The organism is Microbacterium imperiale, from assembly GCF_017876655.1.
Taxonomy (GTDB): Bacteria; Actinomycetota; Actinomycetes; order Actinomycetales; family Microbacteriaceae; genus Microbacterium; species Microbacterium imperiale.
This window is the reverse complement of sequence record NZ_JAGIOK010000001.1, coordinates 1,537,900-1,549,430: the sequence shown is the minus strand read 5'-3', so window position 1 is coordinate 1,549,430 and position 11,531 is coordinate 1,537,900. Positions and strand designations below refer to the sequence as shown.

The following is an 11,531-nucleotide window of genomic DNA, read 5'->3' as shown; positions in this document are numbered from 1 at the left end:
TGATGAGCACCACAGCACATCACGCAGCACGGACGCCGGGGCGGGGGAGCGACATCGCCCGACAGGTCGCGGTCATCTCCGCGGTGGTCTTCATGATCATCGCGGCGATGGTCGGCACCGGACTCCTCGGCGGAACCAACGTCCGCGATGTGCAGGGCGGTGCGCTCGACGCCGATTCGACCGTGCTCGCTCCGGGCAGCCAGGCGTTCAGCATCTGGTCGGTGATCTACCTGTTCATGATCGGGTACGCGATCTGGCAGGCGCTGCCCTCGCAGCGTGCGCGCGACCGGCAGCGGATGGCCGGCTGGTGGATCGCGCTCACCGCCGTCCTCAACGGCGGATGGCTGCTCGCCGCGCAGTTCACGACCCTCATCGTGACGGTCATCGCGATCGTCGCGCTGTTGGCAGCGCTCGCCTGGACCTTCCGTCTGCTGGTGCGCTCGCGCCCGCAGTCGATCGGCGACCGCCTGCTCATGGACGCGACCGTCGGCCTCCACCTCGGCTGGGTGTCACTCGCCACCGTCGCCAACATCACGGCCTGGCTGAGCCGGACCGTGCCGGAATCCTGGGGCGCGCAGGCCGACATCTGGGGCGTCGTCGTGCTGGTCCTCGTTGCCGCGGTGGGCGTCGGCATCGCCGCGTTCTCGCGGGGCCGGCCGTCGCCGATCATCGCTCTGTCGTGGGGTCTGGCCTGGGTCGCGATCGCCCGTTCCAGCGATCAGCCGCAGTCGACGCCGGTCGCCGTGGCCGCCGTCGTGGTCATCGTCGTCGTGGTCGCCGCGGCGATCGTGTCGGCCTGGCGTGCGAACGGCCGTGAGCACCGCGGCATCCTGCACCGCAGTCGTACCCGCACCGCCTGAGCCAGCGGGCGCATCCCGCCGACCGGGCCGCGGCCGGAACACCGCGGCCCGAACGTCGCGGTCAGAACGACGCGGCGAACGCGGCCAGCAGGCGCGTCGGCTCCGTCACCGGGGTGCTGAGGACGCGGGCGGCGATGCGGTCGTAGTCCGCGGCGTCGAAGTATCCGTCGTTGCGATAGACGGTCATGCGCTCGGTGAAGTCGCGCGGCGTCGGCTCGGGGTGGAACTGCGTCGCGTACAGCCGGGTGCCCACGCGGTAGGCCTGCACGGGGCAGTCCGGGTTCGTGGCGAGCAGCACCGCGTCGGCCGGGAGCGTACGCGTGCCCTCCTTGTGCGCCGTCAGCGCGGCGAAGGTCGGCGGCAGACCGCCGAACAGGGGATCGGTTCGTCCTTCGTCGGTGAGGGCGACCTCGGTCGGACCGGTCTCCTCGGGATAGTCGCGCGAGATCTCGCCGCCGAGGTGCTCCGTCGCGACGCCGATGCCGTAACAGGTGAACAGAGCGGCGGTGCGATCGGATGCCGCGGCATCCGCGATGCGCGCCAGGTCGGCCTCGAGACGCAACTGAGCCTCGGCCTTCGTCTCGGCCGCGTCGGTGGCGTTGTACGGGCTGCCACCGACGACGAAGCCGCGCCAGCGCGTGAAGGCGTCGGCGGGAAGCGCGTCGCGCGTGAGGTCGATCCGATCCAGCTGCGACGGGGTCAGCCCCATCGCCGTGCGGAACGACGCGTACTCCGCCTCGGCGGCCACCTGCTGCGGACGCACGCAGACGTACACGAGCGGGGCCATTCGAGAATTCTACGGCGGACCAGACGCGGTCATGTCGCTATGACTCCCGGTGACGACGCCCAGGCGACCGGTGCCTCGGCGGCGAGCCGACCGGAGAATGGGAGCATGACCGATCGCCTCATCGTGACCGACGTCGCCGAGCTGGGCGACATCCTCGACCGCCTCGACCGCGCCGCCGCCGGCTTCGGCTGGCGTGTGCGGCGACCGGCCGACGCCGCCGGGCTCGAAGAGCGGGCCCGTGCCGCGCAGAGCGGTCTGCGGCTGCCCTCGCCCCTGGTCGTCACCCTCGAGGCCGACCCGGATGCCGCCGACGCCGTCGTCCCGGTGGACGCAGCCGCGCTGCTGCGTCGCGCGCCGGTGCAGGGTGCGGTCGCGGACGGCGCCCGCGGGCTGCACGGCCGCTGATCCGCGGCAGCACTCAGCGCGAGGAGTTCGCGGTGCGTCCGCGCACGATCCCGATGAAGGTTTCGACGAGCGGCGTCGTGGCGTCGGTCGGCCAGGCGAGGGCGACGCTCGACCCGGGGGCATCGACGACCGGACGGTAGTCGACGTCCTTGCGGTGGTGCAGCCGCGCGAGCGACATCGGGACGAGCACCACGCCGGTGCCCGCCGCGACCGTCGCGATCGCATCGGCGGTGGTCTCGAGCGGAGCGAAGGCGGGGGTCACGGCATCCGGTACGACGGCGCCCAGCACGTCATCGCGCGGGACGATGACGATCTCGCCGGCCAGGTCGGCGAGGGTGAGCTCGTCGGCGACCGTGAGGGCCGACTCGACCGAGCACACCGCGACGGGTGCCTCGTCGTAGAGCGCGATGACGCTCAGATGGTCACGCTCGATCGGCAGCCGGACGATCGCGGCATCGACCGCGCCGTCGCGCAGCGCAGCGCGCTGGTCGGCGACGTCGACGGCCACGAGCTCGAGCGGGTTCCGCGGCATCCGCTCTTTCCAGATGTCGATCCACTTGCCCGGCGTCGCGCCCGGTACCGCGCCGAGCCGGAACGGTCCCGCCGGGACGCGATCTCCCGGTCGCTCGTCGGGGCGGGGCGGAGCCGCTCGTTCGGCGCGCGCATCCGGCCGCCGCGGTGCTTTGCCCCGCGCCGCGGGCGCGCCGGAACTGCGCCCCGCGCGATGCGCGGGACGCCGACGCGATCCACCCGTGGCCATGCCTCGAGGGTATCCGGCCGCGGGTGACCGATCAGGCCGCCAGGCGCAGACCCCGCTGATCGGTGGCCACGTGCTCACCGTCGGCGATGTTCTCGTCGTCTCCGATCAGCGACCCTCCGGCGACGTGCGCGTGCGCCCCGATGAACGCGCGGATCCCGATCTTCGCGCGCGGTCCGATGGCCGCGCCGCAGCCCACGTGCGCGTGCGGCGCGATCTGAGCGTTCGGGCCGATGACGGCCTCGCGCTCGATCCACACGCCGCGCCCGATGTGCGCGCCCGCCGCGACCTGGACACCGGGTTCGACGTAGGCGCCCGCCTCGACCAGCGCGGTCGGGTGCACCTTGGCCCCGTTCGCGATCAAGCCCCGACCGTTCGCGTGCTTGCGGTAGCGAAGCGTCTCGCCACGGTCGTTCTCGATGTCGATGTAGTTCTTGCCCACGATCCCCTCCGACAGTTCCGGCTCCGGTACTGAGTACTGGAAACAACCCCACGACCCGCGTTTTCATTCCCACGAATCATTCGGAGCGCGGGGCCGACCGGTTTGCTGGAACAAGCGTGCGGTGCCGCGAGAACATGGTCGACGGGGTGTGCCAGCCGGCCGTCGAGCGATAACATGACCGGCCGTCGTCCGTTGCCCCCGGTCCTTTGCGAGGATGGGCTCGTGGAGCCTTCTCGCGCACCCTCTACCGGGCCGTCCCTCGTCTTCGAAGCGGCCCTCACCCGGCACACCCGCGCCGAAGACCTGGTCGGCATCCTCACCGGCACCTTTGTCGCTTCGCTGGGCCTGCACCTGCTGCAGTCGTCGGGGTCGGTCACCGGAGGCACCGCCGGGCTGGCGCTGCTCGTCGGTTACGCGACGGGATGGTCGTTCCCGGTGCTGTTCGCCGTCGTGAACGCCCCGTTCGCGATCCTGGCGCTGTGGAAGAAGGGGTTGTCGTTCACGATCCGGACGTTCGCCTCGATCGGTCTGGTGTCGGTGTTCACCTTCGTGCACCAGCACCTCATGCTGTTCGCGAGTATCGAACCGATCTACGGCACGCTCGGCGGCAACCTGCTGGCCGGCGTCGGCCTGTTGATCCTCTTCCGCCACCGAGCGAGCCTCGGCGGGGTCAACATCATCGCGCTCGTGCTGCAGGAGCGCACGGGCTTCAGCGCCGGGTGGACCCAGATGATCTTCGACGTCATCATCATCCTCGCGGCCCTGCTCGTGCTGCCGTGGCCGGCGGTGCTGCTGAGCGCGGCGGGCGCGGTCGTGTTGAGCATCGTGCTGGTGCTCAACCACCGCCCGGGGCGCTACATCGGCCGCTGAGGCCGGGAGCCCCTCTCGCCGTCAGCTCTGGCAGCGCGGGCACCAGAAGATCAGGCGCTCGCTCGTGGGCAGGGCGCCGATCTCATCGGTCTCGATCAGCGTGCCGCACCGCCGACACGGCTTGCCCTCACGGCGGTAGACCCACATGCGCTGGCCCGGCCGGTCGATGCCGGTGAATGTGCGGGCCGATCGATCGCGGTTGGCCTGGATCATGCGGTACCCGGTCTCGAGCACGGCCGTCGCGTCGATCTCGTTCGCGGGGGTCGTCGGCAGGATGCCGCGGACGAAGAGCAGCTCGTTCGCGTACACGTTGCCCAGCCCCGCGACGTTGCGCTGGTCGAGCAGTGCGACGTGGGCGGCGCGTGTGTCGGCGGCGACACGGCGCGATGCCTCGGCGAGGTCCCAATCGGGCCCGAGCAGATCGGGGCCGAGGTGCCCCACGAGGCGGTCCTCGTCGGCGGTGGGCAGCACCTCGACCATCGCGAGCTCGAAGCCGACGGCATCCGCGGGGGCCGTTCCCACGATCGCCCGCGCCTGGAAGGCCGGGGCGCGCCACCGCTGTCCGGGGCGATAGACGTGCCAGCGGCCCTCCATCTTCAGATGCGAGTGCAGCGTGTGCTCGCCGACGCGAAGCAGCAGATGCTTGCCCCGCGCGATCGACGAGTGCACGCGCTCGCCGCGCAGGTCGGCGGTGGCGCTTCCCGGGACGCGGATGTCGAACCTCGTGACCTCGTGCCCGACCAGGGCGTCGCCGATCGTGCGCGCGGCGCGGAAGACGGTGTCGCCCTCAGGCATTCGCGGCGCTCCGGCTTCCCGCGGTCGCCCGGCGCAGCGTGAGGCCGCGCGAGGACTCGACGAAACCGGCGGCGCGCAGCGCGCGCCCGGTCGCCGTGCCGTAGACGAACTCGCCGTTGACCTGCTCCACCGTGAGCGTGTCGAGTCGTCGCGCCTGCGCGGTGCGCACGAGCTCGGCCGCCGCCGCGGTGAGGATCTCCTCGTCGTCGTGGAACGCCAGCGCCGAGCGGCCGCCCCGCTCGAGGTAGAGGGTCAGCGCGCCGTCGACGAGCACGACGACACCGCCCGCCTTCCGCCCCGGGCGGTGCGAGACTCCCTCGAGGGCCGGCCAGCCGAGCGCCGCGCCGTAGGGGTTGGCGGGGTCGGTCGCCGCGAGCGTGACGGCGCGCCGGGGCGGCGGGTCGGGCAGAGCGGCGAACTCGCGCAGCCGGTCGACCGTGACGGATGCCGCGAACTGCGCCGCACCGAGCGTCTCGATGACGTAGCCGCGGCGGCAGTGGCCCGCCTCTTCGAAACCCGCGAGCACACGGTAGACCTGCGCGAAACCGCCGGGGACGCCCTCGGACTGCACGCTGCCTCGCGTGACGACGCCGTAGCGATCGAGCAGCAGCCCGGCTGAGGCGGTGACCCGGAGCGAGGGGTCGGGCTCGACCGCGGGAAGCAGCGACCAGCGTCCGCCGAGCGTCGTCGGGCGCGGTGCGGCGGGAGTCGACGGCCGGGCGAGCGGCGTGCCGCGGTACAGGCGCGACCGGGGCGTCCGGCGCGCGCTGCGGTGGGCCTGCGACCCGCCCGACAGCAGCGAGCGCACCGGCGTGAACGTGTCGTTCGTCAGGCGTCCCGCCCACGCCAGGCGCCAGAGGGCGTCGAGCACGCTCTGCTCGTTCGGAGCCCCGACCGCCGCGACCAATTGGCCCGCGAACCAGCCGCCGCCGACGGCCAGCGCCTCGAGGATCCGCACGTCGAGCTCGCCCGAGGTCGACGACTCGTCCGCGTCGGTGTCGGCATCGGCCAGCGCGAGGGTCAACGGCGCCATGTCGGCGGGATGCAGCGCGATCCAGCCGTCGCGTCCGGGCAGCGTGCCGTGCCCCGACCACACGACCTCGCCCGTCGCCGTCAACTCGTCGAGCATCCCGGGGGAGTAGTCGCGCACGCGCGACGGCAGCACCAGCGACTCCCAGGCGCTCGCGGGGATCGGCACGCCGGCCAGCTGCTCGATGACGGCCGCGACCCCGTCGACGCCCTCGAGGGGACGCGTGACGTGCTGCCAGACCGGCAGGAACCGGGCGAAAGCCTCGGGTGAGACCGGCTCGACGCTGCCGCGGATCGCCGCGAGCGACCGCATCCGCAGCCGCCGCAGCACCTCGGAGTCGCACCATTCGAGATCGTCGGCGTCGGCGCCGGATGCCTCGGGCAGGAAGTACCCGCTCGCGATGCGCCCCTGCGACTCGAGGCGCTGCAGCGTCTGCCGCGCGACCGCGGTGCCGATGCCGAGACGCGTCGCCACGTCGGCGGTGCGGAACGGACCGTGGGTGCGCGCGTGACGGGCCACGAGGTCGGCGAGCGGGTCGACGACCGGCTCGAGGAACGCGGTCGGGATGCCCACCGGCAACGCCGCCCCGAGCGCGTCGCGCAAGCGGCCGGCATCCTCGATCGCCGCCGTTCGCTGCACACCGGCGATCGTGACCGGGATGGCACGTCGTGCCGTCACGAGCTGTTGCAGCAGCTCGGCGGCCTCGGCGACCCGGTGTGCCGGAGGAGATCCGCCGTCCGGAGGAGCGGACGCGGCGTTCGCTTCCTCCGCTGCGCCGATCTCCTCCGATGTGCCGGTGCCCGTGCCGGCGTCCGTGCCGGCGTCGGTGCCGGTGGACTCCTCGAGCCGGGCGGCGACCTCGGCGGCATCCAGCGGCCCGAGCAGACGCAGCAGGTCGGCGACGCCTTCGACCCCGCGCGCCCGGCGGTCGGGGGCCAGGCGCTGGGCCTCGCGCTCGAACTGCGCGATGACCTCCGGGTCGAGCAGTTCGCGCATCTCGACCTTGCCGAGCAGCTCCGACAGCAGCGCCGGGTCGACCGACAGAGCCGCGGCCCGGCGCTCGGCGAGCGGCGAGTCGCCCTCGTACATGAACGCGCCGACGTAGCCGAAGAGCAGATCCCGCGCATACGGCGAGGGCTGCGACGTCGTTGTCTCGACGAGCCGGATGCGGCGGTCGGCGATGCTCCGCGCGATGCGCAGCAGCGCCGGCAGGTCGTAGACGTCCTGCAGGACCTCGCGCAGGGTCTCGAGGATGATCGGGAACGACGGATGCCGCCGCGCGACCTCGAGCAGCTGAGCCGACCGCTGCCGCTGCTGCCACAGCGGAGCGCGCTTGTTCGGGTTGAGCCGGGGCAGCAGCAGCGCCCGGGCGGCGCACTCGCGGAAGCGCGAGGCGAACAGCGCCGACCCGCCCACTTCGTCGGTGACGATGTGCTCGAGCTCGTCGGCGTCGAAGACGAACAGCTCGGCGCCGGGCGGCTCGGCGGCGGCATCCGGGACCCGCGCGATGATGCCGTCGTCGCTCGCCACGGCCGCGCCCTCGACTCCGAGGCGCTCGCGGATGCGGGCGTTGACCGCCAGCGCCCACGGCGCGTGCACGTGCATGCCGTAGGGGGAATGCAGGATGACGCGCCAGTCGCCGACCTCGTCGCGCGAGCGCTCGACGGTGAGGGTGCGGTCGGTCGGCAGGCTGCCCGTGGCCTCGCGCTGTTCGGCGAGGTGGGCCAGCAGGTTCTCGATGGCGTAGTCGTCGAGCCCCGACTCGCGCAGGCGCTCGGCGGCCTTCTCGGGCCCCGCCGCCGACACCTCGCGGCTGAACTTCCCGAGCGCCTCACCGAGCTCGGCGGGACGCCCGAGTCCGTCGCCGTGCCAGAACGGCAGCTTTCCCGGCTGCCCGAACGCGGGCACCACGTTGACCCGGTCGTGCGTGATCTCGACGATCCGCCAGCTCGTGGTGCCCAGCGTGAACACGTCGTTGACGCGCGACTCGTAGACCATCTCCTCGTCGAGCTCGCCGACGCGCGCATTGCGGCTCTCACCCGCGACGAACACGCCGAACAACCCGCGGTCGGGGATCGTGCCGCCGCTCGTGACGGCGATGCGCTGCGCGCCGGGGCGCCCGGTGAGCGTGCCCTGGTCGCGGTCCCACACCAGTCGCGGGCGCAGCTCGGCGAACTCGTCGGAGGGGAAGCGACCCGCCAGCAGGTCGAGCGTCGCCTCGTACGCCGATCGCGGCAGCGTGCGGAACGGCGCGCTGCGGCGGATCGTCTCGAACCACCCCTCGACCTCGATGGTGCCGGTCGCGCAGGCGGCGATGGTCTGCTGCGCCAGGATGTCGAGCGGGTTCTGCGGCACCGCGATGGCCTCGATCTTGCCCGCGAGCATGCGCTCGGTGACGACCGCGGTGTGCAGGACGTCGCCGCGATGCTTGGGGAACAGCGCCGCGCGGCTGACCTCGCCGACCTGGTGACCGGCGCGACCGACGCGCTGCAGACCGGATGCCGCCGACGGCGGCGCCTCGACCTGGATGACCAGATCGACCGCGCCCATGTCGATGCCGAGCTCGAGGCTCGAGGTCGCCACGACGCAGCGCAGCGCGCCGGACTTCAGCTCGTCCTCGACCTGCGCGCGCTGCTCCTTCGACACCGACCCGTGGTGGGCCTTGGCGAGCACGGGCTCTGCGCCGGCCAAGGCTCCCGCCTGCGCCATCATCGCGGCCGGCGGAGCGGCGGCATCGGGCAGGTCTCCGCCGAGGCGTTCGGTGTAGATCTCGTTGAGGCGGCCCGTCAGCCGCTCGGCGAGCCGGCGCGAGTTCGAGAAGACGATCGTCGAGCGATGCTGCAGGATGCGGTCGACGATCGCCTCTTCGACGTGCGGCCACACCGATCCGGTGGCCTCGGTCGCCTGCGGCCCTCGGTACCACGCGCCGTCGTCGCCATCGCCGTCGTCGTCCTCGTCGTCGCTTTCGGGGCGCGCCGCCGCGGCCGCCTCGTCGGCGCCGGGCGGTGCCGGCGGGTGCAGCATGTCGGGGATCGGGACCACGACGTTCAGGTCGAACGCCTTCGTGGCCTTCGGCGCCACGATCTCGACCGGGGCCGCGCCGCCGAGGAAGCGGGCGACCTCGTCGATGGGGCGGACCGTCGCCGAGAGCCCGATGCGCTGCGCGGGCTTCTCGAGCAGTGCATCGAGGCGCTCGAGGCTCACGGCGAGGTGGGCGCCGCGCTTGGTCGCCGCGACGGCGTGGACTTCGTCGACGATCACGGTGTGCACGCCGCGCAGCGTCTCGGACGCCTGCGAGGTGAGCATCAGGTACAGCGACTCGGGGGTCGTGATGAGGATGTCGGGCGGCCGCGCGACGAGCGCGCGTCGAGCGGCCGACGACGTGTCACCCGAGCGGACGCCTACCGTGACGTCGGGCACCGGCTGCCCGAGCCGCCGCGCGGACTGGCCGATGCCGACGAGCGGCGAGCGCAGGTTGCGCTCGACGTCGACGCCGAGGGCCTTCAGTGGCGAGACGTAGAGGACGCGCGTGTCGGCGGGTGCGGCATCCGTGCGCCGCCGCTTGACCGGGCGGTCATCGACGGGACCGGCGGCGACCTTGTCGCGGAAGATCCGGTCGATCGCCCAGAGGAAGGCCGACAGCGTCTTGCCCGACCCCGTCGGCGCCACCACGAGGGCGTGCTTGCCCGCCGAGATCGCCTCCCACGCACCGGCCTGAGCGGACGTCGGCTTCGAGAACGCGCCACGGAACCAATCCGCGGTGGGCGCGGAGAATCGGGCGAGCACATCGGCCATGCCCTCATCTTCGCGCGGACCACCGACATCGGCGCGGCCTTGCGCCGGCGGCGACCGACGTGCCAGGCGGCACGGGCCCCGCCGGCGCGGCATCCGTCAGCTCTCGGTCACCCGGCCCTCGCGCACCTCAAGCGTGAGCGTCGGCTCCAGCCGGGCGAGGAAGTCCTCGTCGTGGCTGACGACGAGGACAGCGCCCCGGTAGGCCGCGAGCGCGTCGACGAGCTGATCGACGGTGTCGAGGTCGAGGTTGTTCGTCGGCTCGTCGAGCACGAGCAGCTGCGGTGGCGGGTCGGCGAGCAGCTCGCGCGCGAGGGCGAGCCGGAACCGTTCCCCGCCTGACAGCGCCGAGACCGGCCGCATCACGGTGTCGCCGCGGAGCAGGAACCGGGCGAGCCGATTGCGCAGCTCCGCGTCGGTGGCCGTGGGAGCCGCTGCCCGCACGCTCTCGAGCACCGTGTCGCCGTCTCGCAGCCCGTCGACGCGCTGCGAGAGGTACCCGACCCGGTCGGTGTGCGCGACCGCCGTGCCGTAACTCCTCACTTCCCGCTCGTCGGCGGCCGTATCCGGGCTCTCCGGCGCGGGGGCGGCCGGATCTGAGGAGTTGGCGCGCGCCGACCCGACGAGCCGCTCGAGCAGCGTCGTCTTGCCGGCGCCGTTCGGCCCCACGACCGCCACCCGCTCGGGGCCCTGCACGACCCACGAGCGCTCGCCGTCGGCGATGGTCGCGATGCGGCGGCCCGCGGCGACCCCGGGATCGGGCAGGTCGATCCGCACCGCGTCGTCGTCGCGCACCCGGCGGCCGGCGGCGTCGAGGGCGGCGCGTGCCGTCGCCTCGCGATCGGATGCCGCACCGCGGACCTTCCCGGCCGACACCTGCGCGGCCGAGGCGCGGTTGCCCGCGACGATCCCCGGCACCCGCTTCTCGCGCTGGGCCTTGGCTCCCATCGCTGCGCGTCGGGCCAGGGTGGTCTCGGTCTCGATCCGGTCGCGCTTCTCGCGGCGCAGCGCTGACGCCGCGGCGGTCTCGGCGGCGCGCGCGGCTTCCTGCTCGGCGTCCCGCCACGCGCGCCAGGCGGAGTAGGGGCCGCCGTACACGGTGAGCTCTGACCCGTACAACTCGGCGGTGTCGTCCATCAGCTCGAGCAGCCGGGTGTCGTGACTCACGACGATGAGGGCGCCGCGCCACGACCGCACGATCTCGACGACCCGCTCGCGTGCGTCACGGTCGAGATTGTTCGTGGGCTCGTCGAGCAGTGCCACCTCGGCGCGGCGCAGCTGCACCCCGACGAGCGCCGCGAGCACCGCCTCTCCGCCCGAGAGCTCGCCGACACGACGATCGAGCGCTCCCGGCGGCAGGCCCGCGGCGGCGAGGGCGGCCGTCGCTCGGGCCTCGGCGTCCCAGTCATCGCCGATCGTGTCGAAGTGGCGCGGATCCACGTCGCCGTCCTCGACGGCGCGGACGGCGTCGACGACGGCCGCGACGCCGACGAGGTCGGCGACGCGACGATCGACGTCGAGGGTCAGGCGCTGCGGCAGGAGCTCGACGCGTCCGGCCGCGCTGACGGTGCCGGAGCCCGGGGCGATCGCGCCCGCGATGAGCCGCAGAAGCGTCGTCTTGCCGGAGCCGTTGCGGCCGACGAGGCCGGTGCGTCCGGCACCGAACGCGCCCGAGACCTCGCGCAGCGCGGTCGTCCCGTCGGGCCAGATGTGGGTGATGCGGTCGAGCACGACCGCGGGAGTGGGATGGGGCATGGTGCCTCCTCGGATGTCGTCGTGCGCGGGCGCGACGG

At 73.2% G+C, this 11,531-nt stretch carries 9 protein-coding genes; 3 read left to right on the top strand and 6 right to left on the bottom strand.

Features of this window, described 5'->3' with window-relative positions; genetic code table 11:
- The first annotated feature begins 2 nt into the window (after positions 1-2).
- A complete protein-coding gene (locus JOF37_RS07535; protein WP_210006276.1) occupies positions 3-860 on the top strand; it encodes a TspO-related membrane protein in 858 nt (285 codons plus the stop codon).
- Positions 861-921: 61 nt separating this feature from the next.
- Here the strand turns inward: JOF37_RS07535 and JOF37_RS07530 are convergent, their stop codons facing one another.
- The gene (locus JOF37_RS07530) at positions 922-1,647 is read right to left on the bottom strand and encodes a glutamine amidotransferase (protein ID WP_210006275.1); all 726 of its coding nucleotides are present in this window, start codon (positions 1,645-1,647) and stop codon (positions 922-924) included.
- 105 nt (positions 1,648-1,752) lie between these two features.
- Here JOF37_RS07530 and JOF37_RS07525 point away from each other — a divergent pair, with 105 nt between their 5' ends.
- Positions 1,753-2,052, top strand: a complete 300-nt coding sequence (locus tag JOF37_RS07525; protein ID WP_210006274.1) for a hypothetical protein — start codon at positions 1,753-1,755, stop codon at positions 2,050-2,052.
- Between the two features lie 13 nt (positions 2,053-2,065).
- Here the strand turns inward: JOF37_RS07525 and JOF37_RS07520 are convergent, their stop codons facing one another.
- Entirely contained in the window at positions 2,066-2,812 is a 747-nt protein-coding gene (locus tag JOF37_RS07520; protein WP_210006273.1) for a LysR family substrate-binding domain-containing protein, read from the bottom strand.
- Between the two features lie 31 nt (positions 2,813-2,843).
- Positions 2,844-3,251, bottom strand: a complete 408-nt coding sequence (locus JOF37_RS07515; RefSeq protein WP_210006272.1) for a transferase — start codon at positions 3,249-3,251, stop codon at positions 2,844-2,846.
- A gap of 174 nt (positions 3,252-3,425) precedes the next feature.
- Between JOF37_RS07515 and JOF37_RS07510 the strand changes: the two genes are divergently transcribed.
- Positions 3,426-4,121 (top strand): YitT family protein, encoded by a 696-nt coding sequence (locus JOF37_RS07510; RefSeq protein WP_210006271.1) that lies wholly within the window; start codon positions 3,426-3,428, stop codon positions 4,119-4,121.
- A 21-nt stretch (positions 4,122-4,142) separates the two neighbouring features.
- Here the strand turns inward: JOF37_RS07510 and JOF37_RS07505 are convergent, their stop codons facing one another.
- The 3 genes from JOF37_RS07505 to JOF37_RS07495 form a co-directional block, all read right to left on the bottom strand.
- Positions 4,143-4,916 carry a DNA-formamidopyrimidine glycosylase family protein gene (locus JOF37_RS07505; protein ID WP_210006270.1) on the bottom strand — a complete coding sequence of 258 codons (774 nt, stop codon included), beginning with the start codon at positions 4,914-4,916 and terminating at the stop codon, positions 4,143-4,145.
- Positions 4,909-9,741 carry an Lhr family ATP-dependent helicase gene (locus JOF37_RS07500; RefSeq protein ID WP_210006269.1) on the bottom strand — a complete coding sequence of 1,611 codons (4,833 nt, stop codon included), beginning with the start codon at positions 9,739-9,741 and terminating at the stop codon, positions 4,909-4,911. Before JOF37_RS07500 ends, JOF37_RS07505 begins: the two co-directional genes overlap by 8 nt.
- Positions 9,742-9,837: 96 nt before the next feature.
- Positions 9,838-11,493, bottom strand: coding sequence for an ABC-F family ATP-binding cassette domain-containing protein (locus tag JOF37_RS07495; RefSeq protein ID WP_210006268.1), 1,656 nt, complete (start codon positions 11,491-11,493; stop codon positions 9,838-9,840).
- Positions 11,494-11,531: the final 38 nt, after the last annotated feature.

Bases quoted from the DNA above. Each gene is read 5' to 3' on its own strand.
- JOF37_RS07535 (WP_210006276.1), top strand. From the start codon at position 3: ATGAGCACCACAGCACATCACGCAGCACGGACGCCGGGGCGGGGGAGC.
- JOF37_RS07530 (WP_210006275.1), bottom strand. From the start codon at position 1,647: ATGGCCCCGCTCGTGTACGTCTGCGTGCGTCCGCAGCAGGTGGCCGCC.
- JOF37_RS07525 (WP_210006274.1), top strand. From the start codon at position 1,753: ATGACCGATCGCCTCATCGTGACCGACGTCGCCGAGCTGGGCGACATC.
- JOF37_RS07520 (WP_210006273.1), bottom strand. From the start codon at position 2,812: ATGGCCACGGGTGGATCGCGTCGGCGTCCCGCGCATCGCGCGGGGCGC.
- JOF37_RS07510 (WP_210006271.1), top strand. From the start codon at position 3,426: ATGACCGGCCGTCGTCCGTTGCCCCCGGTCCTTTGCGAGGATGGGCTC.
- JOF37_RS07505 (WP_210006270.1), bottom strand. From the start codon at position 4,916: ATGCCTGAGGGCGACACCGTCTTCCGCGCCGCGCGCACGATCGGCGAC.
- JOF37_RS07500 (WP_210006269.1), bottom strand. From the start codon at position 9,741: ATGGCCGATGTGCTCGCCCGATTCTCCGCGCCCACCGCGGATTGGTTC.
- JOF37_RS07495 (WP_210006268.1), bottom strand. From the start codon at position 11,493: ATGCCCCATCCCACTCCCGCGGTCGTGCTCGACCGCATCACCCACATC.